Origin of the sequence: Pseudomonas helleri (assembly GCF_009600315.1) — a bacterium.
In the GTDB taxonomy this organism is placed as follows: domain Bacteria; phylum Pseudomonadota; class Gammaproteobacteria; order Pseudomonadales; family Pseudomonadaceae; genus Aquipseudomonas; species Aquipseudomonas helleri_A.
In genome coordinates this window covers 1-23,507 of record NZ_WIWC01000005.1, presented here as the reverse complement: position 1 = coordinate 23,507, position 23,507 = coordinate 1, and the positions used below count along the sequence as shown (strand labels likewise).

The window sequence follows — 23,507 nt, the reverse complement described above, 5'->3', positions numbered from 1 at the left end:
ACCTGGCACGCAAGGGTGTGTGTAGCGCTCCTCACGATTACAACCCGACAGTAGTGTTGAGTTTTTATGCCCCATTTTTGCGCACTGCACACAAGCGGTTCAGCGTTGAATCGCGTTTTTCCAGCCCCCACAACCGCGGCGCGTTTCTTGCTAGCTCCCGTGTAATCAATGACATAGCATTTTGCTGTCGGTCGTTTCAGGCAGGTTGTCCAAGGGAGTCATCAGCATGCCCATTCTTCTGTCACCCGGAATCCGCCTGCTCGCACGCTTTGGGTTCGCGCGTAAATTCCAGATTCTGTTTCTGCAAGGCTGTATTTTCATGCCCCTGGCCTGGGTATCCGCCATTGGCTTCAAGGGGTAGGGGGAGTATTTGGTATTGAGGAAACGGAGGTGTAGGACAGTTCTGATTTTGTTGTGTGTCAGGGCTTGAGATGTAGGAAAGGCGCTGATCGGCTTTTGTGAAAATTCCGCCCACTGAACCTCTCGATTTACCCCAAGCGCGGTTATAGAAAAGTAGCGCAATGCCGGGAAGATGGTTTCAAGCGCATTTATTTCGAAAAAACCTTACCTGACTCAGTGGGGGGCTGACTGGCTCCTTTCTTAAAGCTGAGAAGGTTGCGGCCATGCTCACTGGAATCCTCTTTCGTTCCAGCTGCAACAAAAAGTGACCGCATACACCTTTGACCAATAATGAAGTTGGTCACTGATGTAGGCGGTCGCAGAGTGGTTGTGCACTGAAGCCGCTTAAAGTTGCTTCAAGGTTTCTTGAGTAATGGCTTCAAGGCCCGCCTCGGTCACGCGCTTCCAGTCGGTATCGGTGGCCACTTTTACCTTCTCGTTGACTAGCGTTTTCACACTGTATGCAGGCGCGTCATGGGTTTTTATCTGCAAATATGACTTGTTTTGCAGCATTTTATCGAGCACCCCTTCGGTGGTGGACCATGACCAGAATTCAATGATTTGCACGTTAACTTCTCTGACATCACGGGCACTGGGAGTGCTGACTACTTCGTAGCCTGCCTGCCGGTAAGCGGTGGCAACGGCATCGGCCACTAGTTCTGAAACAGTACGCCCCTTGGGCAACAATACATCGCCGATGGCCATATTGTAGTTATTGCGTTTACGCGCGATCGCTCGTTCGGTAATCGACTTGTCGTCGATCTCGTCGTACTTCAATGAAGGAATATCAAAGCTGGAGGGTTTGATATGAAAGACTCGATCATCAACGGTGCTGATGTAGACTTTTTTTCCATTGCTGGGAGCAGGGGTCTGACTATTACCTGGCGGCAAAATATTTACTTCAGCCCTGTTGGTAGCACAACCGGCTAACAGCACCAGTGCGGCAACAACCAAGATTTTTCGAACCATCTACTGACTCCTTCATAGTTTGCGCCTTGATAGGCATGTCCAAAAAGCTCGTCGCACAGGAGTGTAGAAGACAATTCACAGCTCAATTACCCGACGGCCCCGCGAAGCTTTATTCGTATGAGACATACATATCGAAGTCAGAGCGGGGGTCGCTGGAAACGGCTGTAGAGGCTGCACTTATTTCGGTGAGTTGAGGTTCAGTGTGGGTGTCTCGTCGAAGAAGTTCCAAGGCTTGAGCAGTACGTGAACCCATTCGGTTGGCATGATCGGCCATTCCTCTGCGCGTGCCACGTGAGTGGTACCCGTGGTCAGCCACACTACATTGTCGCTATCCTCGATCGATTGGTTGTTGGCTGTGAACAGACCCAGACCGGTGTCCGTTGCCGAGCGATTCGGGTAATGGCCTTCGGGATAACGCTCTTGAGGGTCGTAACGGGTCACCCATATTTGCTTGTCCATGAAACTCAGTCGATTGAGCAACCATTCGTCGCTGCCGAAATTGGCACCCTTTGCCACCGGGTGAGTCCCCCCGGCATAAGGGATCAGTTGGTAGGAAACCGGGTATCCCATTTTGTTTTCCTTACTCGTGTTGCTGAGCAGGCGAATGGTCGCAGGATCGAACTTTTGCGCAGCTTGCTGTTCAGTGCTGACCACCTTTTGGTCAATTTGCATGGTGCTGGTGCGCGGCCCGCCGCGGTCGTTTTTGACCACAACCGGATTAAGTTCGACCAACGAATTGTTCTCGCCATCTACGTCCATGTCCAGGCGGAAATTGTAGATGTGCTGATGGGTGGTGCCGACAATGTTGTGATCGATCAAGGTACCGTAGCGTGTGTCTTCTTTGGCTGTGGCGTCATGAAGGGTGCTGGACTTCACGCCTTTGACAGCCTCGATGCCCGTTGCACCGGCGTCGATACCGATGACCCCGTTTTCCTGGAAGACCCAGTCAAAAATGTAGTCGTAGTTGCCGATGGTGCTGATCCAGCGAATGACCAGTTCCCGGCGCTCGGTGCTGAGGTTGGGTTGGCCCATTTCCTGATGCTTGTATTCCGGGCCTGCATAGCGTTCGAATATCGCCATCGCGCGCGGGATTTTGGTGGGCGAGCCCTTGTAGTCGGCGATGGTCGCGTCCAGTAGCACTGCGTTTTGAGGCGCGTCCTTGCCGGGCTGGATCTGGGAGGTGAGGGTGCCCATGCCGTAGTCCCCCGAATCGAGATAGGCTTTGAAGTACCAGCCCACGTCTGGATCACCGTAGGGTACGATCATGCCGCCCAAGTAACCTTGGTACATGACTTTGCGCTTCTTGCCCTGATCGTTGTAAGTGACCGTGGAAATCACCGGGCCTACCCGCGAATCGAGTGCCAGATGCAGGTCCCAGTTCTGCCAGTGGATGCTATTACCGGTGATTGTGTAGTTCTTGCCCTCAGGTTCGATAATCTCCAGGGGCTTGACGGTTGCCGCTTTACGTCCGCGCCCGTCGTAAGGCGTAGGCTTCATTGGCACCGGCACTATCCCTGCATCCTCGATCTTGATCACGCTCTTGCTTTCCAGATCGACGATGGCGACCAGGTTTTCGATCGGATGAGCCCAGTAGTTACCATCGCCGACATCCAGATAGCTGACCACCTTCAGCAGGCGTTTGTCCTGCGTAAGGCCGTCTTTACCATCAAAGTAGCCCACCGTAAGTGGGGTGGTGACGACCTTCTTGGCGTCTTTGATGCCACGCTTGGCCAGCGCCTGAGCATATTCAGTGCTGCCTTCTATAACAGACTGCACGGTCGCGAAGTCGTCCAGCAAGACCATCCCGTGCGCATCCTTGATCGGTTCCCAACTCAGGAGTTTTTGGGTGCCGAGGTCTACCACGGCTTCGACAACGTGCCTGCCATCGAGCACGGTCACATTGGCCTTGCGAGATTGACTCACGGGTTTTCCGGTATAGATAAAGTCCCACACTTCGCTCTTTTTCGGCCCCCGGAGCGATATCTCCGTGAACCGGAAATTTGGTTTGTAGTGCTCCGAACGGTTGATCGCCTGTACAGCGACTTTGATCTCGTCGGCACTCAAAGCATTAAGTGGATGTGGACGGGTTTCGACGCTAAAGGTTTTGTTCAGGCCAGACTGAAATACTTCATTGATGAAGTCATGCGACATAAGAGCAGTGTTATTTTTGAATACCACCGGAACGCTAAGCTCAAATCTTTTGCCATTAAGCATCGCCACGTTGCTGTTTGGTTTTACCCTAACATAAGCCCCGTCTTTGGAAATAACGAAGAGGTTGGCATAGTCGTCCCATTTAACAGTGGCCCCAAAATTTTCCAGGGTCGACGTTAGGGGCACCATCTCCACTGCGCCGCCATGCGCATGGGCGGTTGAAGTAAGGCCGGCAAAGATCAACGCCAAGGCCATCGGAGCTAATTTAAAGTGACGGTGTTTGAGTGTCTTACTCATAAGTGGAGTCCTTAAAGTTCCCGGCAACGTAATCGTAAGCGAGCAGGCACAATCACTTTAAGGTGCAGTTGTTGGCGGCATTTAACACAAATTGGCAATTCATCATGCCGGAGGCTTTTAATGTTACTGGTGCTTAAGAAGTGCACTAACTTAATGCAAGGATGCTTTAAGTTGGTGCTTGAAATGAATCTTCAGGGGGGTGTAGCACGTAGTGAAGGGGGGAGGGCTATTGGCATAACGCTTGCTAATAATTTGTAACATTTACCCGTTGCAGAGTTCTGCCCGTAGAGGTTCAGTGTGCGCCAGTCCCTTCGTACAACCGATATTATCGAGCATGCCAACGCACTGCCAGGCTGGCGTCAGCGTTATGACCAGCTCAGTTGCGGCAGCCTCGAAGGACGGCTGGATGTGGTCCAGGCGGGTGAAGTTCAGCTGTTTCGTGAGCGTCTCAACCAGCAGGTTATCCAGCACATCCGCCTCCCGCAGAATGCGGTTAACCTCTTATTCCCGCTTGCTTGGCCAGCAGTGGATGACCAAGGGGTGATGGCCGAAAAGTACGCCACGGTGCTGCTGCCGAACGACGAATATCGAGTTTTTACTCCGGCGGGCATGGATGTTCTTTGCATGTCGATTCCCTATACAACGTTACGCGGGCTGTTGGACGAAGCGGTACTCCATGCATTAATGCAACTAAATCGGCCCAAGCGAGTGTGCCTGCGAGCACACCGTTTAGAGTCTGGCATAGTGATGTTCAAGTCTTTACTGGAGGGATCACCGACAAGGGAGACTTTGCAGTCGCTGACGGTCATGGTCGTCGAGTGGTTGGAGCGAGTGATTCATGTACCTCAGGAAATCCCGCGGCCTAGTACCCGCGGTTATATGGTTGAACGTTGTCATCAGTGGTTAATAGAAGAACCTGCAGCTTCAACAAACGTACTTGAGTTTTGTCGACGTTTGAAAGTATCGCGACGCACACTTCAGTACAGTTTTCAATCCGTGGCGGCTGTTACACCTATTCAGTATATGCGTTCGGTTCGCTTGAACGGTGCGCGCCGCGCATTGAAAGAAGATCCCCATGCAAGCATTGCCGATATTGCAGAGCGTTGGGGGTTTAGTCATTCGAGTTATTTTACGTTGGAGTATCAGAAACTGTTTAACGAGTTGCCGTCGGCTTTGCGATACCTTGAACGAAGTTAATGCGTGGCATAGGGCATCCCGTGCTTCAAAACGGAGAGCCATCATGGATATTGACGAAAATGCACCAGGCAATGTGTCGCAGAAAGTTCGTGCCGGGGTCACAGATAACGAGACGGGTGTTGGCCCAAAAATCAAAGACCCTGCAACCCCAGTGACGCCCAAAGACGATGCGCGTCTTGAAGAAGACATGTCAGATGTGGAAGCCGCTGACTCGGTCACCAGCGAACATCCTGATAAGTAATTCATTTGGCGTCCGCGTGGCTCCGGTAGGCCACGCGAAATGGTGCGCTACTGAAGTGTGGTTGCTCGTCGTTTAAACCCGGCGTAATCCAGCCTGAAACCGGGCTACAAAACGGGTGCCGGTGGCTTCAGTTGAAGTCACCGTCAACGTGCCGTTATGGGCAGTCACTATCTGCGAGGCAATATAAAGCCCCAACCCCAGTCCTTCGCCGCGTTGTCCTGCCTCTGATCGGGTAAAGGGATGAAACAGCAGGGGTAGCAAGGAGCCAGGTATGGGAGCGCCCTGGTTTGTCACGGACAAAACGACCTGGTCTTTTTCCATAAAGGCGTAGACGTCGACGGGGCTCGAATGAGCGCCATGGGTGACCGCATTACCCAGCAAGTTCGACAGTAGCTGGCTGATGCGCAAAGGGTCGCAATGAATACCGGCCGGTAACGCTATTGACAGGTTGATGACGGCTTTGGGGTGCGCGGCCCTGACTTCGCTAACGGTCAATTCAAGTGTATTTGCCAGGTCATCGACCCAGTGACTCCTGATGGGAATACCGCCCCCTAAACGTCCCCGTGCGAAGTCCAGAACGTTCTCGATAAGACGGCCCATGCGAATCGAACTGTTGTGTATGGCTGAAATCAGCCCCAAAGATCGTTTATCGGTCGTTTTGGTTTTCAGCAGTTCAGCGCTCATCTGAATGGCGCTGAGCGGCGTCCGCAAGTCATGGCCCAGTACAGCAATGAACTGCTCTCGCAGACGACCATTTTCATTGGCATCCTCCAGAGCTGCTTGGGTTCTATTCAAATGATTCTGAGTGTCCAGGCTCATCGCAATCAATTGCGCAAACAGGGTGAGTGTCTTGATGATCGCAGGTTCATCAAGCGTGGCAGGCAGCACGTCGATGGCACACAAGGTGCCGAAGAAGTCCCCATTAGCCTTGATGATGGGAATAGAAATGTAGCTTTCGAGCCCGTAGGTCTTGGGTGTGTGGTGTTGAGAATAGAGAGGGTGATGGCTGGCATTGGCAAAAATGACCGGCATGTGGTGTTGGCGAATTTCATGGCAAATGGTCGACTCAAGCACCAGTTCACCACCCTGGGTTAAACCGAAATTGATTGAGTCGTCGACCGCGCATGCTACCCAGTTATGTTCAGTCACCCGCGCCACCGCAGCAAAGCGCATTCCGGTCAGGTGTTTGACCATACCTAGAATGACCGGCACGGCATCGATGCTGCGAATAGCTTCAATGTCGGCAGAAAATTTTGAGTCGATCATGGGCATGGGGTCGTGTAGGAGAAGGGCTAAGCCTAACGGTTAATCTCAGGGCTGGCTAACGGATACCGCGACGGTGTTGTGGGCACACGCAGGCTTACGCCCGATATCACAAAGTGAGCGGGCTACAGGTTCGAGCTGGCAGCGACTCAGGCCGTTATACTGCGGTCTTCTTTTCCCTGATTCCAAGGCTAACGGCATGGCTAACCACGACATCACCTTTACTCCTGATCCTGATGCAGATTCGATTTCATCCGACGTAGCCGGTTTTGCCGGTGTGCTGATGTCCACCCAGATTCCGACCCGTGCCGATGGCAGTCTGGAGTTGGGGGGCATTACCGAACAAAGTGAATGCACCTTGCAGGCGCTTAAAGTAGCGCTGGAGCGGGCGGGCAGCTCGATGGACCGGGTAATGCACCTGACCATCTACCTCACTGACATGGCTGACCGCGCCGCATTCAACGAGGTTTACAAGCGTTTCTTTGCCAAGCCCTGGCCCGTTCGTGCGGCCGTAGGCGTGGCCGCACTGGCGGTCGAAGGCATGCGTGTTGAAGTCACCGCCATGGCTGCCAAGGCTTGAGGACTGACCCGGCGCACGTCGTGTGCGCCGCTAGGGTTGACTTAGCTGCAAGCTGGCACGGATGCCATTGACCTCTGCTTCGTTGGCCTTGTAACCCTCGGCAGGTCCTGCGTAGGAGAGCGCATATGCGCTGCTGCCCTGGGTGGCGGCCACCAGGGTCTGGGTAATCACGTGGTTGCCGTTTTGAGTGATTTTGCAGGTGGTTTGCAGAGCTTTGAGGCCACCCAGGGTGCTGTCATGAATCTTGTTGCAGGCACTTTGATAGCCGCCGTTGGCGAAGTTTTTTTGCAGGGTCTTGCGCATTTGCAGCAACACCGCGTCCATATTCACCTGATGCTCGGGCGCCAGCGTCGTTTGGGTCAGTTCCATGACCATTAGCGGATCGCCATTGGCGTCATTCTTGACCGCTCGCTGACGCAGGTTATGGCTGTCAGCCGCAGGCGGCAGGGCCTGAACCTCCCAATCTGCGGGCCAGGTGATCATCAGTTCGCCGGCATGGGCCGCAGGCAAGGCTGTACACAACAACACGCCTAAAAGCGCGGTGAATCGAAGCGGGAAGGGCATCACAGGCGGGGCCTTTTCAGCTAAAAATGGGCTATTAGAGTGTATCAACAGGTGTCCAAGTATTGCTTTGTTGTACCACATCATTTTCGCCATTCCTCAGCTAACCCTTTGCTTCTTATGTCTAATCCCGGACAATCGCGCCCCTCTTATGGCCGGGGCGTGGTCTGTAAGGTGTTTTCCGTTCGCCCCGGCCGCGTGGTAACGACCGGCTAGCGGAGATTCGACCGGATGAATGACCAGGCTAATAGCGTTGATGAACGCTTCGACGAGACCCCAGCGACCCTCAGTCGCTGGAACCGTCATGACACCACCTGGATGCTGGGCCTGTTTGGTACGGCCATTGGCGCAGGTACGCTGTTTTTGCCCATCAATGCAGGCATAGGCGGCTTTTGGCCGTTGCTGGTGCTGGCGCTGCTGGCGTTCCCCATGACTTTTTACGCGCACCGTGGCTTAACCCGTTTCGTTTTATCGGGTCGTGAAGGCTCTGACATCACGGATGTGGTTGAAGAGCATTTTGGATTGACGGCCGGTGCGCTGATCACCCTCCTGTACTTCCTGGCTATTTTCCCGATCCTGCTGATTTACAGCGTGGCGCTGACTAACACGGTGGGCAGCTTCATGCTCAACCAGTTGCATGTCACGCCACCGCCCCGGGCGATTCTGTCACTGGTGTTGATCCTCGGTTTGCTGGCCGTGGTGCGCTGCGGTGAGCAGGTGATCGTCAAAGCCATGAGCATGATGGTCTACCCGTTTATCGTCGCGCTGCTGTTTTTGGCGGTGTTTTTGATCCCGCACTGGAACGGCGGCATTCTGACCACTGCCAGCACCCTGCCAGCGCCGTCGGCCCTGTTGCACACCTTATGGCTGGCGATTCCGGTGATGGTGTTCTCCTTCAACCACTCGCCGATCATTTCAGCCTTCGCCGTCGATCAAAAGCGCCGTTATGGCCAGAACGCCGATCAGCGCAGCTCACAGATCCTGTCCCGCGCGCACCTGCTGATGGTCGTCATGGTGCTGTTCTTCGTGTTCAGTTGCGTACTGACCTTGTCGCCTGCGCAATTGGCTGAGGCCAAGGCGCAGAACCTGTCGATCCTGTCGTATCTGGCCAACCACTTCAGCAACCCGACCATTGCCTTTGCCGCGCCGTTGATTGCGTTCGTGGCTATTGCCAAGTCGTTTCTGGGGCACTACATCGGTGCCAGCGAAGGCCTTAAAGGTCTGGTGCTAAAAACCGGCAAACGGCCCGGGGCCAAGACCCTCGACCGGTTGACTGCTGCGTTCATGCTGGTGGTGTGCTGGGCGGTGGCCACACTCAACCCGAGCATTCTGGGGATGATCGAAACCCTGGGCGGCCCGGTGATCGCGGCTATTCTGTTCCTGATGCCGATGTATGCGATCCGTCGCGTGCCGGCCATGCGTCAGTACTCGGGTCAGCTGTCCAACGTGTTTGTCACGGTGGTCGGTCTGATCGCGATTTCGTCGCTGGTGTACTCGCTGATCCCTTGATCGGTGGGGTGTCGCTGCTGTTCCAGGCGGCGACACCCTGTGTTGATTCGCGTCAATCCTCACGTCTGTGCGCCGCGTAGTCTAAGGTCACTTCTTTTACAGGGGTGATTAGGCATGAGCATCATCGTGACTGGCGCTGCGGGGTTTATCGGCAGCAATTTGGTGAAGGCACTGAACCTGCGCGGCGAGCGCGACATCATTGCCGTGGACGATCTGACTGACGGTGACAAGTGCCGCAATCTGGCCGATTGTGATATTGCCGATTACCTCGACAAACGCGACTTCCTGCCCCGTTTTGCTGCCCGCCAATGGTCGGGTGTGCGTGCCGTGCTGCATCAGGGCGCCTGCTCAAGCACCGTCGAGCGTGACGGGCGGCTCATGATGGACAACAACTACCGCTACAGCTGCGACCTGTTGCAGGCCTGTCAGGCACAAGCCATACCGCTGCTGTATGCCTCCTCGGCGGCCGTTTATGGGGCCGGTCCTGATTTTCGCGAAAGTCGCGAATGTGAGCGACCACTGAACGTGTACGCCTATTCCAAGTTTCTGTTTGATCAACGGGTGCGTCAGGTACTGCCCACGGCCAGCAGCCAGATAGTCGGGTTGCGTTATTTCAACGTGTACGGCCCACGCGAGCAGCACAAAGGGCGCATGGCCTCGATGGTCTGGCACTGTTTCAACCAGTACCGCGAGCGCGGTTATGTTGAGTTGTTCGGGGACTATGGCGGTTACCCGGCGGGCGGGCATCTGCGGGACTTTGTGTCAGTTGAGGATGTGGTCAAGGTCAATCTGCACTGGCTGGACAACCCGCAGACCAGCGGGATTTTCAATCTGGGGACGGGGTTGGCGCGCTCATTCAATGCGCTGGCGTTGGCGACGATCAACAGTGTGCGAGTGGCTGAAGACAGACCTGCGCTCACCCTGGAAACCGCGCTGCTGGAGGGTGTTCTGCAATATATCGAGTTTCCCGAAGCCCTTAAAAGCAAGTATCAGGTCTACACCTGCGCCGACCTGACCCGCTTGCGTGAGGCGGGTTACAACGAGCTGATGTTGACGTTGGAGGAGGGGGTGGAGCGGTATTGTGATGCGTTATTGAATCGCTGAAACTCGCAGCCTTCGTGCCTCGGCAGCGACTACAAAATCGCGCTGATTTGTAGTCGCTGCCGCAGGCTGCGATGGATTATTTAGCCGCCAGCAACGCTTCAAGCTTCTCTTGGTCACGGGCGAACTGGCGGATGCCTTCGGCCAGTTTTTCAGTGGCCATGGCGTCTTCGTTCGATTCCCAACGGAACTGCGCTTCGCTAAGGATCAGGCGTGGTTCGCCGCCATTGCCCGGGGCCAGTTTACGTTCCAGCGTGCCTTGTTCCTGGGCCAGCTTTTCCAGCAGGTCAGGGCTGATGGTCAGGCGATCACAACCGGCCAGTTGTTCGATCTGGTTGGTGTTGCGAAAGCTCGCACCCATGACCACGGTGTTGTAGTCATTGGCTTTGTAGTAGTTGTAGATGCGCGTGACCGACTGCACACCCGGATCATCGGAACCGGTGTAATCAATGCCGGTGGATTTTTTGTACCAGTCGTAGATCCGGCCCACGAACGGCGAGATCAAGAACACGCCAGCGTCAGCACAGGCAGCGGCCTGAGCAAACGAAAACAGCAACGTCAGATTGGTTTGGATGCCGGCTTTTTCCAGCTTCTCGGCCGCACGGATCCCTTCCCAAGTCGAGGCGAGCTTGATCAGCACGCGGTCACGGCCAACGCCAGCTTTGTCGTACAACTCGATCAACTGGTTGGCTTTTTGCAGCAGAGCCGCTTCGTCAAACGACAGGCGGGCATCGACTTCAGTCGAAATTCGCCCTGGAATGACCTTCAAGATACCGCTACCCACCGACACCGCGAACAGGTCGCTGGCCAGGCCAACATCGCCCTTGCCGTGCTCGATGGCGTTTTTCAGCAAATCGGCATAGCCGGGCAACGCGGCAGCTTTGAGCAGCAGCGAAGGATTGGTGGTGGCATCAACGGGTTTGAGGCGGGTAATCGCATCGAGGTCGCCGGTGTCTGCGACCACGGTGGTGAACTGCTTGAGTTGTTCCAGCTTGGAAGTCATGGGCGTCTCTGTCTTGAATAAGGAAGTGGCTGTTGGAGTGTGTCTTCGATCAAAAGTTCGTTGAAGGCAGGCTGGCAGAATGCCGCGCAACGCCTGCATTGTGCAACCTGATACGCGATTTTTCCTCGGTGATTCAAGACCTGTCTGCGGCGTTTTGCCGATGTTTAGCTATACCTAAGTTTCCGTATCTATGCGGTTGCATTCTCTACAGGAGTTACAGCATGAAGCTTGGGCTAATGTTTGGGGCGGTATGCCTTGCCTCGCTGGGGGTGGTCGGTTGTTCCAGTCAGACGGTGCAGCCGAATGAATACTCTGGTTTTTTGAAGGATTACAGTCGCCTCCACGAGGCCAAATCGCCTTCGGGGGCCGAGGTTATGCGCTGGGTCGATCCCAAACTTGATGTGAATAAATACACCAGCGTGTATATCGAACCGAGCCAGTTTTACCCGGCGCCCAAGCCCACTGGCAAAATTTCCCAAAAAACCCTGAACGGCATTACCGCCTATTACGATCAAGCCTTGAAGCGTGAGTTGGGCAAATCACTGCCATTGGCCAGCGCTCCGGGGCCGGGTGTGATTATTGTGCGGCCCGCCATTACCGCGGTCAGCAGCGAGACCGAAAGTCTGGCCCCTTATGAGTACATTCCGGTGGCGCTGGTGGTGGCGGCGGTGAGCACCGCGTCCGGTATTCGCGATCAGGAAACGCAGTTGTCGACCGAGGCGGTGTTTATCGATGGCCAAAGTCAGGATGTGGTCGCGCAGGTGGTGCGCAAAGGCACGGGCAAATCGCTGGATAACAACACCCAAGAGCTGAAAGCCGATAACTTCAAAACGGTGATTGATGGCTGGGCGTCTGACCTGCATCAGTCCTATTTGAAATTGAAAAAATAATCGCCATTGTCGTTAACGGACGACGCGTGCAAGGCGGCGTCCGTCAGTGCTCTCACTTGCCGAATGTGACATTCATGCCCGCAAACAGGGTGAATTGCGGCAAGTCATCACCTTTGCGCTCGACCGTCCATTGCGGCTCTATAAACGCATTGAGGATGTGCGTGCCCGCCTTCCAGGCTTTACCCACCCCCAGCCCTACGGGAATGTAGTGGGTGTTGTTTTTCAGGTCGAAGGTCCATGTGCCGGTAGAGCGTAAATACCAGCCCTTGGGCAGGTTATGGATGATAAAGGGCTGGAACGTAGCGCTCTCGACATGCTGGCGATTACTGTCGCCGGCAAACGAGCTTTGATATTGCACCAGTGCCCCCAGCAAACCCCGCGGTGACGCGTCGATGGCCACGGCCGCAAGCCCGGCCTGCCACTTGCCTGTGCCCAGCTCGTCATGTTCGGCGGTGGGAGCGGTGATTTGCGGGCCGATGCCCAACGGCACGCCCTCGGTCTTGAGCAGGAAAATATCGAACAGGTTGAGATCGCCCATGCCGGTGCTGTAGCCGTTGTGCGGGTCGGGTCGAGTACTGATCGGCAGGGTCGCGCGCAGCAGTTGCGGTACACCGATAAAGTCACCGGCGGCCACGGGCAATGTGCCGCGCAAAAGGGCGTCATTGGTGTGGATGTTGCTGTCGTAGACCTGTGGCGTGTAGTAGTCCTGAAGGTTCAGGCCCGGCGCCAGGCTTAGCGGGTTGTTACTTTTGTTGGCGATGTCGGCGTTATCCGCCAGCGCGAGGCTGAAGGGGATCAAGGCGAGGGCCAGGAAACATCCAGAAGTAATACGTGCCGTCGACATCGGTCCGACTCCCTGACTGCTGCAATGAAGGGTGAGTGAATCCTGGCGGGTTGTGCTGCGGCCAGTGATTGACGCTAGTTGAAGATGGCAGGTTAGCCAGTGCAGGGGCTGGCCAGTAGACGATTTGGCGATCGGCAACGGTCGTTTGTCATTTGGATGATTACATTTCATGTGCCGGTCATAGGTCGCTTACGCAATTCGTGTTTAACTTCGGCCTCTTCAAAAAACTGTTAAGAGGGACATCGTTCATGGCTCAAGTGACGCTTAAAGGCAACCCCGTTCAAGTCAACGGCGAACTGCCAGCAGTAGGCTCAAAGGCTCCAGCGTTTTCGCTGGTAGCCGGTAATTTGTCCGATGTGACGTTGGCTGACTTTGCCGGCAAACGTAAAGTGCTGAACATTTTCCCAAGCGTAGACACCCCGACCTGCGCCACGTCGGTACGCACGTTCAACGCCAAGGCCAACGAAGCACCAAACACAGTAGTGCTGAACATCTCGGCCGACCTGCCGTTCGCCCAAGCGCGTTTCTGCGGCGCTGAAGGTCTGGAAAACGTGCAAAACCTGTCGACCCTGCGTGGCGCCGAGTTCATCGAAAACTACGGTGTTGCAATCGCTGATGGCCCGCTTAAAGGCCTGACTGCCCGTGCAGTGGTTGTACTGGACGAAAACGACAACGTGCTGCACAGCGAGCTGGTTAAAGAAATCGCTGAAGAGCCGAACTACGAAGCAGCGCTGGCTGTTTTGAAGTAAGTCGCACGCAAGACCCAAACGGCCTGGCATTGATTGCCAGGCCGTTTTTTTTTTGCGAATTTTGTAGCGGGTGGTGGATCGCCCACCCCCCCGTAGCAGTTGACGAGTAATGCGAGGCTACGTTCGACGATGCAATCGTCGCAAATGCTGTGCGCACGGTGTATCTGAAACAGCCAACCCATTTACCGGGTTAAAAGGATCTACGACGGCTACGCCGCCGATCGTAGCCTCGCATTACTCGTCAACTGCTACGAGTACAAGAAGGCTCTAAACCACCCCTTTTGCTGTCATCTGCCCTCTGTAACGTAAATACCCGGTAAAGAGCCTTTTCATAACCGCCGACACTGCTTATCGTTCAGCCTCCTGATAATAAGCGCTCGCGCCCAACTGGTTGATCATTCAATGCAATCCTCTGTTTCCCACACTTCTCGTCGCTGGCTGGTTGCTCTGCTGGTCTTGCTGGTCATTATTGGCCTGTGCTGGTGGCTATGGCCCTCGTCAGCAAAAAAAACCGATGGAACGCAAACCGGCGCACGCACCAGTGCAACAGGAATGGCGCGCCCAGGCTTTGGCGGTTCGACGCAAGCCGTGCCGGTTCGGGTGGCGGACGTGACGCGCGGGGACTTCCCGATTTATTACAAGGCGCTGGGTACGGTGACGGCCCTCAATACGATCAATGTGCGTAGCCGAGTCGCGGGGGAGCTGGTCAAGGTCTATTTCAAGGAAGGGCAAATGGTCAAAGCCGGCGACTTGCTGGCTGAAATCGACCCGCGCAGCTATCAGAATGCCTTGCTGCAAGCTGAAGGCACGCTGCTGCAGAATCAGGCGCAGTTGAAGAACGCTCAGGTCGATGTACAGCGCTATCGCGGTCTGTATGCCGAAGACAGTATCGCCAAGCAAACGCTGGACACCGCCGAAGCGCTGGTGAGTCAGTATCAGGGCACGGTTAAAACCAATCAGGCAGCGGTCAACGACGCCAAGCTCAACCTCGACTTCACCAAAATTCGTGCTCCGATCAGCGGCCGTGTGGGCTTGCGTCAACTGGACGTAGGCAACCTGGTGGCGGCCAATGACACCACCGCGCTGGTGGTGATTACCCAGACCGAGCCCATCGTGGTCAGCTTCACCCTGCCGGAAAACAACCTGTCACTGGTGCTGGAGCGTTACCGCAGTGGCGCCCAATTGCCGGTGCAAGCCTGGAACCGTGGCGACACCAAAGAGTTGGCGACAGGCGTTCTCAGCAGCATTGATAACCAGATTGATATCACCACCGGCACGTTGAAGTTCAAAGCGCTGTTCGAGAACCGCGATCAGGCGCTGTTCCCCAACCAGTTCGTCAATGTTCATCTGCTGGCCGACACGCTGAAAAATGTGATTCTGGCACCGACGGCGGCCATTCAATACGGCACCAATGGTTCGTTTGTCTATGCCATGGACGGTGACAACAAAGTCAAGATCCGCAGCATCAAAGTCGGGGCCACCGACGGTGATGTGACGGTCATCGAAGAAGGGCTTGAACCCGGCGATCGCGTTGTGCTGGAAGGCACCGACCGGCTGCGTGATGGCGGTACGGTAGAGGTGGTCAACGACAGCGCAGAAGTGCCAGCCACTGCGGCGCAACACCTGCAAGGGGGGGCTGAAGCCAATGCCGCACCGGCGGATGCCAAAGCCAACGTCAAGGGCAAGGCGCACGAATGAATCTGTCGCGGCTGTTTATCCTGCGCCCGGTCGCAACCACGCTGTGCATGCTGGCCATCGTGTTGTCCGGGATCATTGCCTACCGCTTGCTGCCAGTGTCGGCCTTGCCTCAGGTCGACTACCCGACCATCCGGGTCATGACGCTGTATCCGGGTGCCAGCCCGGATGTGATGACCAGCGCAGTCACCGCACCGCTTGAGCGCCAGTTCGGGCAAATGCCCGGTCTGACGCAAATGGCCAGCACCAGTTCCGGTGGCGCCTCGGTGCTGACGTTGCGCTTTAACCTGGACATCAACATGGATGTCGCCGAGCAGCAAGTGCAGGCGGCGATCAACGCGGCCAGCAACCTGTTGCCCAGCGATTTACCGGCCCCGCCGGTGTACAACAAGGTCAACCCGGCCGACACCCCGGTGCTGACCCTCGCGATCACGTCAAAAACCATGCTGCTGCCCAAGCTCAATGACTTGGTCGATACGCGCATGGCGCAAAAAATTGCCCAGATCAGTGGCGTCGGCATGGTCAGTATCGCCGGTGGTCAACGTCAGGCGGTGCGCATCAAGGTCAATCCTGAAGCGCTGGCCGCCAATGGCCTCAACCTCGCGGATGTGCGGTCGCTGATCAACGCCTCCAACGTCAACCAGCCCAAGGGTAACTTCGACGGCCCGACCCGGGTGTCGATGCTGGACGCTAACGATCAGTTGAAAACGCCCGAGGAATACGCTGAGCTGATCCTCGCCTATAACAATGGCGCGCCGTTACGACTCAAGGATGTAGCCGAAATTGTCGATGGCGCCGAGAACGAGCGCCTTGCCGCCTGGGCTAATGAAAATCAGGCGGTGCTGCTCAATATCCAGCGCCAGCCGGGTGCCAACGTGATTGAAGTGGTGGACCGGATCAAGGCGTTGCTGCCCAGCATCACCGACAACCTGCCCGCCGGTATTGATGTGACGGTGCTGACCGACCGCACGCAAACCATTCGCGCCTCGGTGCGCGATGTGCAATTGGAATTGCTGATCGCCATTGCCCTGGTGGTGATGGTGACCTTTCTGTTTCTGCGCCGTCTCAGCGCCACCATTATTCCTTCGATTGCGGTGCCGCTGTCACTGATCGGCACGTTCGGGGTGATGTACCTTGCGGGGTTCTCGATCAACAACCTGACGCTGATGGCTTTGACCGTTGCCACCGGCTTTGTGGTGGATGACGCCATCGTCATGCTGGAGAACATTTCGCGCTACATCGAAGAAGGTGACAGCCCGATGCAGGCGGCGCTCAAAGGCGCCAAACAAATCGGCTTTACCCTGATTTCGTTGACCCTGTCGTTGATTGCCGTACTGATCCCGCTGCTGTTTATGGGCGATGTGGTCGGGCGTCTGTTCCGTGAATTTGCCATCACCCTGGCGGTGGCCATTCTGATATCGCTGGTGGTCTCGCTCACCCTGACGCCGATGATGTGCGCGCGCCTGCTTAAAGCCGAACCCAAGCCTGAAGAGCAGGGCCGTTTCTACCGGGCCAGCGGTGCGTTCATCGATTGGATGATCCGCGAGTACGGCCGTATGTTGCAGTGGGTGCTCAAGCATCAACCGCTGACTTTGCTGGTGGCCATCGGCACGCTGGCACTGACCGTGTTTCTGTACATGGTCGTACCCAAGGGGTTTTTCCCGGTGCAGGACACCGGGGTGATTCAGGGGATTACCGAAGCGCCGCAGTCGATCTCGTTCAGTGCCATGAGCCAGCGTCAGCAGGCACTGGCGCAGCTCATTCTGCAAGACCCGGCGGTCCAAAGCCTGTCGTCTTACATCGGTGTGGACGGCGACAACGCGACCCTCAACAGCGGACGCATGCTGATCAACCTCAAGCCCCACGGTGATCGCGACGAAACAGCGTCTGAAGTGATTGCCCGCCTGCAACCTCAAGTCGACAAACTGACGGGGATTCGCCTGTACATGCAGCCGGTGCAGGATTTGACCATCGAAGACCGGGTCAGCCGTACTCAGTACCAATTCAGCCTGACGTCACCCGATGCCGAGATGCTCAGCACCTGGACGCAAAAGCTGGTCACGGCGCTGTCCAATCAGCCGGAGCTGACCGATGTGGCCAGTGACCTTCAGGACAAGGGTTTGCAGGTGTATCTGGTGATTGACCGTGATGCGGCCTCACGCCTTGGGGTGACGGTGGCCAACATCACCGACGCGTTGTATGACGCCTTTGGTCAACGTCAAATTTCCACCATCTATACCCAGGCCAGCCAATACCGTGTGGTGCTGCAAGCCAAAGATGGCGAGAAAATAGGCCCGCAGGCGTTGGACCAGATTCACGTCAAGACCACCGATGGCGGCCAAGTCCGGCTGTCGAGTCTGGCCAAAGTGGAAGAACGACAGGCGCAACTGGCGATTTCCCATATCGGACAGTTCCCCTCGGTGATGGTGTCGTTCAACCTTGCGCCCGGTGTTGCACTGGGTGAAGCCGTCGAATTGATTAATCAGGTGCAAAAAGACATCGGCATGCCAGTGGGCGTGCAAACCGAGTTTCAGGGCGCGGCGAAAGCGTTTCAGGCGTCGTTGTCGAGCACCTTGCTGCTGATTCTGGCCGCCATCGTGACGATGTACATCGTCCTCGGCGTGCTCTACGAAAGTTACATCCACCCCATTACCATCCTCTCGACCTTGCCGTCGGCGGCGGTGGGTGCCTTGCTGGCGTTGATTCTGAGTGGCAATGACCTGGGGATGATCGCGATTATCGGCATCATCCTGCTGATCGGCATCGTCAAAAAGAACGCCATCATGATGATCGACTTCGCCCTCGATGCAGAGCGCAATCAGGGCATGGCCCCGGAACAGGCGATTTATCAGGCGGCCTTGCTGCGTTTCAGGCCGATTTTGATGACCACACTGGCGGCGCTGTTCGGTGCCGTACCGCTGATGCTGGCCACCGGCTCCGGTGCAGAATTGCGCCAACCCTTGGGGCTGGTGATGGTCGGCGGTTTGCTGGTCAGCCAAGTGCTGACCCTGTTTACCACCCCGGTGATTTACCTGTACTTCGACCGAATGGGCCGCCGTTGGCGGGGTGATGCAGCCCGCGCTGAGCAGGCGTCGGTATGAACCTGTCCGGGCCGTTTATCCGGCGCCCCGTCGCCACCATGCTGCTGAGCCTGGCCATCATGTTGCTGGGCGGGGTGAGCTTTGGGTTGTTGCCGGTATCACCGCTGCCGCAAATCGATTTTCCGGTGATTGTGGTCTCCGCCAGTTTGCCGGGGGCCAGCCCCGAGGTGATGGCGTCCACCGTAGCCACCCCGCTTGAGCGCTCATTCGGCTCGATTGCCGGGGTCAACACCATGAGCAGTCGCTCCAGTCAGGGCTCGACACGGGTGATCTTGCAGTTCGATCAGGACCGTGACATCAACGGTGCCGCCCGCGAAGTGCAGGCGGCCATCAATGCGTCGCGCAACCTGCTGCCCAGCGGCATGAAGAGCATGCCGACCTATAAAAAGGTCAACCCGTCGCAAGCACCGATCATGGTGTTGGCACTGACCTCTGAGGTGCTGTCCAAGGGCGAGCTGTACGATCTGGCCTCGACCATCCTGTCGCAGAGCCTGTCTCAAGTGCCGGGCGTGGGTGAAGTGCAAATTGGCGGCAGCTCGCTGCCGGCGGTGCGTATCGAGTTGGAACCGCAACTGCTGAACCAGTACGGCGTGTCGCTGGATGAAGTGCGCAGCACCATTGCCAGTGCCAACGTGCGTCGGCCCAAGGGCGCGGTGTCCGATGGCGAGCGTAACTGGCAGATTCAGGCCAATGACCAGCTGGAAAAAGCCAAGGATTACGAGTCGCTGATTATCCGTTATCAGGACGGTGCCGCCTTGCGCCTCAATCATGTGGCCAAAGTGCAGGACAGCGTTGAAGACCGCTACAACAGCGGCTTCTTCAACAATGACGCGGCCGTGCTGCTGGTGGTTAACCGCCAGGCCGGGGCCAACATCATCGAAACCGTCAACGCCATCAAGGCGCAATTGCCGGCCTTGCAGGCCGTGCTGCCTGCCAACGTCAAACTCGAAGTGGCCATGGACCGCTCGCCGGTGATCAAGGCCACCTTGCACGAAGCCGAAATGACCTTGCTGATCGCCGTGGTGCTGGTGATTATCGTGGTGTTCCTGTTCCTCGGGAATTTCCGTGCCTCGCTGATCCCCACGTTAGCCGTGCCGGTGTCGTTGATCGGCACCTTCGCCATCATGTACCTGTACGGTTTCTCGCTGAATAACCTGTCGTTGATGGCGTTGATTCTGGCCACCGGGCTGGTGGTGGACGACGCCATCGTGGTGCTGGAGAACATCTCGCGGCATATCGACGCCGGAATCGCGCCGATGAAAGCCGCGTACATGGGGGCCAAGGAAGTCGGATTTACCTTGCTGTCGATGAACGTGTCGCTGGTGGCCGTGTTCCTCTCGATTCTGTTTATGGGCGGGATTGTCGAGAGTCTGTTCCGCGAGTTCTCCATCACCCTGGCCGCCTCGATTGTGGTGTCGCTGGTGGTGTCGCTGACCCTGACCCCGATGCTCTGCGCCCGCTGGCTCAAGCCCCATGTGCCGGGCAGCGAAAACGCCATGCAGCGCTGGAGCATCCGCCTTAACGAACGCATGATGCGCGGCTATGCGCGCTCGCTGGACTGGGTCTTGCGGCACAAGCGCCTGACCTTGTTCAGCTTGCTGGTAACCATAGGCGTCAACGTGGCGTTATACGTGATAGTGCCCAAGACCTTCATGCCACAGCAGGACACCGGGCAGCTGATCGGTTTTGTGCGCGGCGATGACGGCCTGTCGTTCAGCGTTATGCAGCCGAAAATGGAAATCTTCCGCAAAGCCGTGTTGGCCGACCCGGCCGTTGAAAGTGTCGCCGGGTTTATTGGCGGCAATGGCGGCACCAACAACGCGCTCATGATCGTGCGCCTTAAACCGGTGTCCGAGCGCAAGATTTCCGCGCAAAAAGTCATCGAACGGATGCGCAATACCTTGCCCAAAGTACCCGGCGGGCGCCTGATGTTGATGGCTGACCAGGACTTGCAGTTTGGCGGCGGCCGCGAGCAAACCAGTTCGCAGTACTCCTACATCCTGCAAAGTGGCGACCTCAACGAACTGCGCACCTGGTACCCGAAAGTAGTGGCCGCGCTTAAAGCGCTGCCCGAGCTGACGGCCATCGACGCCCGCGAAGGGCGGGGTGCCCAGCAAGTGACGCTGGTGGTCGACCGCGATCAGGCCAAGCGGCTTGGCATTGATATGAACATGGTCACGGCAGTGCTGAACAACGCCTACAGCCAGCGGCAAATTTCGACCATCTACGACAGCCTGAACCAGTATCAAGTGGTCATGGAGGTCAATCCCAAATACGCCCAGGACCCTGAAACCCTCAACCAGGTGCAGGTCATCACCGCTGATGGTCAGCGCGTGCCGTTATCGACCATTGCCCACTACGAAAACAGCCTGCAAGACGACCGCGTCGAGCACGAAGGCCAGTTTGCCTCCGAGACCATTTCATTCGACATGGCCCCCGGCGTGTCACTGGAGCAGGGCACCGCAGCGATTGAACGGGCGATTGCCAAATTGGGCTTGCCCGAAGACGTGATCGCCAAAATGGCCGGTACGGGGGATGCCTTCGCGGCCACGCAAAAGAGTCAGCCGTTTATGATTCTCGGCGCGTTGGTGGCGGTGTATCTGGTGCTGGGGATTCTGTATGAAAGCTACATCCACCCGCTGACCATCCTGTCGACCCTGCCGTCGGCGGGGGTAGGGGCGTTGTTGAGCATCTACCTGACGGGGGGCGAATTCAGCCTGATATCACTGCTGGGCTTGTTCCTGCTGATTGGCGTGGTCAAGAAAAACGCGATCCTGATGATCGACCTCGCGTTGCAACTTGAACGGCATGGCGGCCTCAGTCCCGAACAATCCATCCGCAGTGCGTGCTTGCAGCGGTTGCGGCCGATTCTGATGACCACACTGGCGGCCATTCTGGGCGCTGTGCCGCTTTTGCTCAGCACCGCCGAAGGCGCCGAAATGCGCCAGCCGCTGGGCCTGACCATTATTGGCGGGTTGATCTTCAGCCAGATCCTGACCCTTTACACCACCCCGGTGGTTTACCTCTATCTCGACCGCGCCCGCCACCGTTTCAACAAATGGCGTGGCGTACGCACTGATGCTGCTCTGGAAACTGCGCTATGACCTCTCGTTTGCTTACCCTCGCTCCGGCCCTGTCGTCCCAACGCTGGGCACTTGCCCGTGGGCTGGGCCTGGCATTCACCGGCCTGTTGCTGAGCGCCTGTGCGATTGGTCCTGACTACCAGCGCCCGCAAGCGCCAGCCCCGCTTGAATACAAAGAAGCGGCGGGCTGGACCCAGGCCAACCCCAGCGATGCCTTGGCCCGTGGGGCCTGGTGGGAACTGTATGGCGATGCGCAACTGAACGCACTGGTCGAAACGCTTAACCGCTCCAACCAGAGCGTTGCGCAATCCGAAGCGCAGTTTCGTCAGGCCCAGGCACTGGTGCGCACGGCGCGTGGCGCCTTCTTCCCGAGTGCTGACCTGAGCGTAGGTAAAACCCGCTCCAGCCAAGGGGCGGGCAGTTCCAGTTCCAGCCTGACCCAATCGAGCAGCGGTATCCGCGACACCTTGAACGCACAGGTCGGGGTGAGCTGGGAAGCCGATGTGTGGGGCAAACTGCGTCGCGGACTGGAAGCCAACGAAGCCAGCGCCGAAGCCAGCCTGGCCGACCTGGCGGCGATGCGGTTGAGCCAACAATCGGAACTGGTGCAGAACTACCTGCAACTGCGCGTAATCGATGAGCAAAAACGCCTGCTAGAAGCCACGGTCGAGGCGTACCAGCGCTCATTGAAAATGAGCGAAAACCAATACCGTGCGGGCATCTCCGGCAAAGACGCCGTGGCTCAGGCACAAACCCAACTGCGCACCACCCAAGCCAGCCTGATCGACCTGATCTGGCAGCGTGCGCAGTTTGAAAACGCCATTGCCGTGCTTACGGGCCAAGCGCCGTCCGGGTTCCAATTGGCCGAAGTCCAGGACGTGCCGAGCTTGCCGCAGATTCCCGTCAGCCTGCCATCGCAACTGCTGGAGCGGCGTCCTGACATCGCCTCGGCGGAACGCTCGATCATCGCCGCCAACGCCAACATTGGCGTGGCCAAAGCGGCCTACTACCCGGACTTCAGTTTGAGCCTGTCGGGTGGTTACAGCAGCAGCCAGTATCAGGACTGGATCAGCGTACCGAACCGATTCTGGTCGGTGGGTCCGAAAATTTCCTTGCCCTTGTTTGATGGTGGTCAGCGATCGGCAGACGTCGATCGCAATGAGGCGATCTACGACCAGACCGTGGCCAAATACCGTCAGACCGTGCTCGATGGTTTGCGTGAGGTCGAGAACTACATGGTGCAGCTCAAAGTGCTGGGGGATGAGTCGGTGGTGCAGGAGCAAGCGCTGGAGTCGGCGCGTGAGTCGCTGCGTTTGACCACTAATCAGTACAAGGCGGGTTTGATTGCCTATTTGGACGTGGTGACGGTGCAAACGACGGCCTTATCCAATGAGCGTAGCGTGTTGAATTTGTTGCAAAGCCGGTTGATCGCCAGCGTGCAATTGATTGCCGCCTTGGGCGGGGGCTGGGATGGTAATACTGATCTGAGTGCCAATGAGCACATTGGCGAGCGACCGTAACCTGGCGTAAAGCAGTGTTAACGTTGCTTTATACGTTTACCTCTACTGGCCATTACGCAGGTCAATTCGGGCTATCGCAGCCTTCGGCAGCGACTACAGGGAGTGGCCGTGGCGATGATTTTGCTTCGGGATGGATGTGATTTGCTGGATGAGTTGGGGTGGCGCTTACGCGTGGATCAGGAAGCCGCTTGCCCTAGCCCTTGCTCTTGCTCTTGCTCTTGCTCTTGCTCTTGATTTGCTTTTGCTGTTGCCACGCGATTTTCGGGTCGACGCGAATGCCCCTCACAGGAGGCTGAACGCAGGTGCTGTTATGGGGGTGGCGAGGCAGGACGCCGAGCCAGCCGCGATCGGGCC

Annotated in this window: 18 protein-coding genes; 12 read left to right on the top strand and 6 right to left on the bottom strand. The window is 56.8% G+C overall.

The annotated features are described in order from the left end of the window. Positions 1-226 precede the first annotated feature (226 nt). Positions 227-361, top strand: a complete 135-nt coding sequence (locus GHN86_RS23850) for a hypothetical protein (protein ID WP_267129114.1) — start codon at positions 227-229, stop codon at positions 359-361. A gap of 383 nt (positions 362-744) precedes the next feature. Here the strand turns inward: GHN86_RS23850 and GHN86_RS04575 are convergent, their stop codons facing one another. Together GHN86_RS04575 and tynA are read right to left on the bottom strand one after the other, a co-directional pair. Next, positions 745-1,368, bottom strand: coding sequence for a flagellar biosynthesis protein (locus GHN86_RS04575; RefSeq protein ID WP_153382158.1), 624 nt, complete (start codon positions 1,366-1,368; stop codon positions 745-747). Positions 1,369-1,545: 177 nt separating this feature from the next. After that, positions 1,546-3,816 carry a primary-amine oxidase gene (gene tynA / locus GHN86_RS04570; RefSeq protein ID WP_153382160.1) on the bottom strand — a complete coding sequence of 757 codons (2,271 nt, stop codon included), beginning with the start codon at positions 3,814-3,816 and terminating at the stop codon, positions 1,546-1,548. Between the two features lie 297 nt (positions 3,817-4,113). On the opposite strand from tynA, the gene GHN86_RS23940 reads away from it, so the two are divergent. Further along, positions 4,114-5,013, top strand: a complete 900-nt coding sequence (locus GHN86_RS23940) for a helix-turn-helix domain-containing protein (protein WP_153382162.1) — start codon at positions 4,114-4,116, stop codon at positions 5,011-5,013. A gap of 43 nt (positions 5,014-5,056) precedes the next feature. Continuing rightward, the gene (locus GHN86_RS04560) at positions 5,057-5,254 is read left to right on the top strand and encodes a hypothetical protein (RefSeq protein ID WP_153382164.1); all 198 of its coding nucleotides are present in this window, start codon (positions 5,057-5,059) and stop codon (positions 5,252-5,254) included. Positions 5,255-5,326: 72 nt separating this feature from the next. Here the strand turns inward: GHN86_RS04560 and GHN86_RS04555 are convergent, their stop codons facing one another. Beyond that, entirely contained in the window at positions 5,327-6,520 is a 1,194-nt protein-coding gene (locus GHN86_RS04555; RefSeq protein ID WP_153382166.1) for a GAF domain-containing sensor histidine kinase, read from the bottom strand. Between the two features lie 196 nt (positions 6,521-6,716). On the opposite strand from GHN86_RS04555, the gene GHN86_RS04550 reads away from it, so the two are divergent. Beyond that, entirely contained in the window at positions 6,717-7,097 is a 381-nt protein-coding gene (locus GHN86_RS04550) for a RidA family protein (RefSeq protein ID WP_153382168.1), read from the top strand. Between the two features lie 30 nt (positions 7,098-7,127). Here GHN86_RS04550 and GHN86_RS04545 read toward each other — a convergent pair whose 3' ends face one another. Next, complete coding sequence (locus GHN86_RS04545) at positions 7,128-7,661, bottom strand: DUF4946 domain-containing protein (RefSeq protein ID WP_153382170.1); 534 nt, start codon at positions 7,659-7,661, stop codon at positions 7,128-7,130. Between the two features lie 228 nt (positions 7,662-7,889). Between GHN86_RS04545 and GHN86_RS04540 the strand changes: the two genes are divergently transcribed. Beyond that, a complete protein-coding gene (locus GHN86_RS04540) occupies positions 7,890-9,167 on the top strand; it encodes a serine/threonine transporter (protein ID WP_153382172.1) in 1,278 nt (425 codons plus the stop codon). A 114-nt stretch (positions 9,168-9,281) separates the two neighbouring features. After that, entirely contained in the window at positions 9,282-10,271 is a 990-nt protein-coding gene (rfaD, locus tag GHN86_RS04535; RefSeq protein ID WP_153382174.1) for an ADP-glyceromanno-heptose 6-epimerase, read from the top strand. A 76-nt stretch (positions 10,272-10,347) separates the two neighbouring features. On the opposite strand, the gene tal is transcribed toward rfaD, so the two are convergent. Further along, the gene (gene tal, locus GHN86_RS04530; protein ID WP_153382176.1) at positions 10,348-11,271 is read right to left on the bottom strand and encodes a transaldolase; all 924 of its coding nucleotides are present in this window, start codon (positions 11,269-11,271) and stop codon (positions 10,348-10,350) included. A gap of 221 nt (positions 11,272-11,492) precedes the next feature. Here tal and GHN86_RS04525 point away from each other — a divergent pair, with 221 nt between their 5' ends. Continuing rightward, positions 11,493-12,161: a DUF3313 domain-containing protein gene (locus tag GHN86_RS04525; protein ID WP_153382179.1), complete on the top strand. Its 669-nt coding sequence runs from the start codon at positions 11,493-11,495 to the stop codon at positions 12,159-12,161. 52 nt (positions 12,162-12,213) lie between these two features. Here the strand turns inward: GHN86_RS04525 and GHN86_RS04520 are convergent, their stop codons facing one another. Then, positions 12,214-13,005 carry a hypothetical protein gene (locus tag GHN86_RS04520; RefSeq protein WP_153382181.1) on the bottom strand — a complete coding sequence of 264 codons (792 nt, stop codon included), beginning with the start codon at positions 13,003-13,005 and terminating at the stop codon, positions 12,214-12,216. 248 nt (positions 13,006-13,253) lie between these two features. On the opposite strand from GHN86_RS04520, the gene tpx reads away from it, so the two are divergent. From tpx to GHN86_RS04495, 5 genes are all read left to right on the top strand, one after another. Continuing rightward, on the top strand, positions 13,254-13,754 hold the full coding sequence (gene tpx, locus GHN86_RS04515; protein ID WP_153382183.1) for a thiol peroxidase: 501 nt from the start codon (positions 13,254-13,256) through the stop codon (positions 13,752-13,754). Between the two features lie 402 nt (positions 13,755-14,156). Continuing rightward, the gene (locus GHN86_RS04510; RefSeq protein ID WP_153382185.1) at positions 14,157-15,452 is read left to right on the top strand and encodes an MdtA/MuxA family multidrug efflux RND transporter periplasmic adaptor subunit; all 1,296 of its coding nucleotides are present in this window, start codon (positions 14,157-14,159) and stop codon (positions 15,450-15,452) included. Further along, positions 15,449-18,550: an MdtB/MuxB family multidrug efflux RND transporter permease subunit gene (locus GHN86_RS04505; protein ID WP_153382186.1), complete on the top strand. Its 3,102-nt coding sequence runs from the start codon at positions 15,449-15,451 to the stop codon at positions 18,548-18,550. The genes GHN86_RS04510 and GHN86_RS04505 overlap by 4 nt, the downstream gene beginning before the upstream one ends. Then, positions 18,547-21,654: an efflux RND transporter permease subunit gene (locus GHN86_RS04500; RefSeq protein WP_153382188.1), complete on the top strand. Its 3,108-nt coding sequence runs from the start codon at positions 18,547-18,549 to the stop codon at positions 21,652-21,654. The genes GHN86_RS04505 and GHN86_RS04500 overlap by 4 nt, the downstream gene beginning before the upstream one ends. Continuing rightward, positions 21,651-23,153, top strand: a complete 1,503-nt coding sequence (locus GHN86_RS04495; protein ID WP_153382190.1) for an efflux transporter outer membrane subunit — start codon at positions 21,651-21,653, stop codon at positions 23,151-23,153. Before GHN86_RS04500 ends, GHN86_RS04495 begins: the two co-directional genes overlap by 4 nt. The last annotated feature ends 354 nt before the right edge of the window (positions 23,154-23,507 follow it).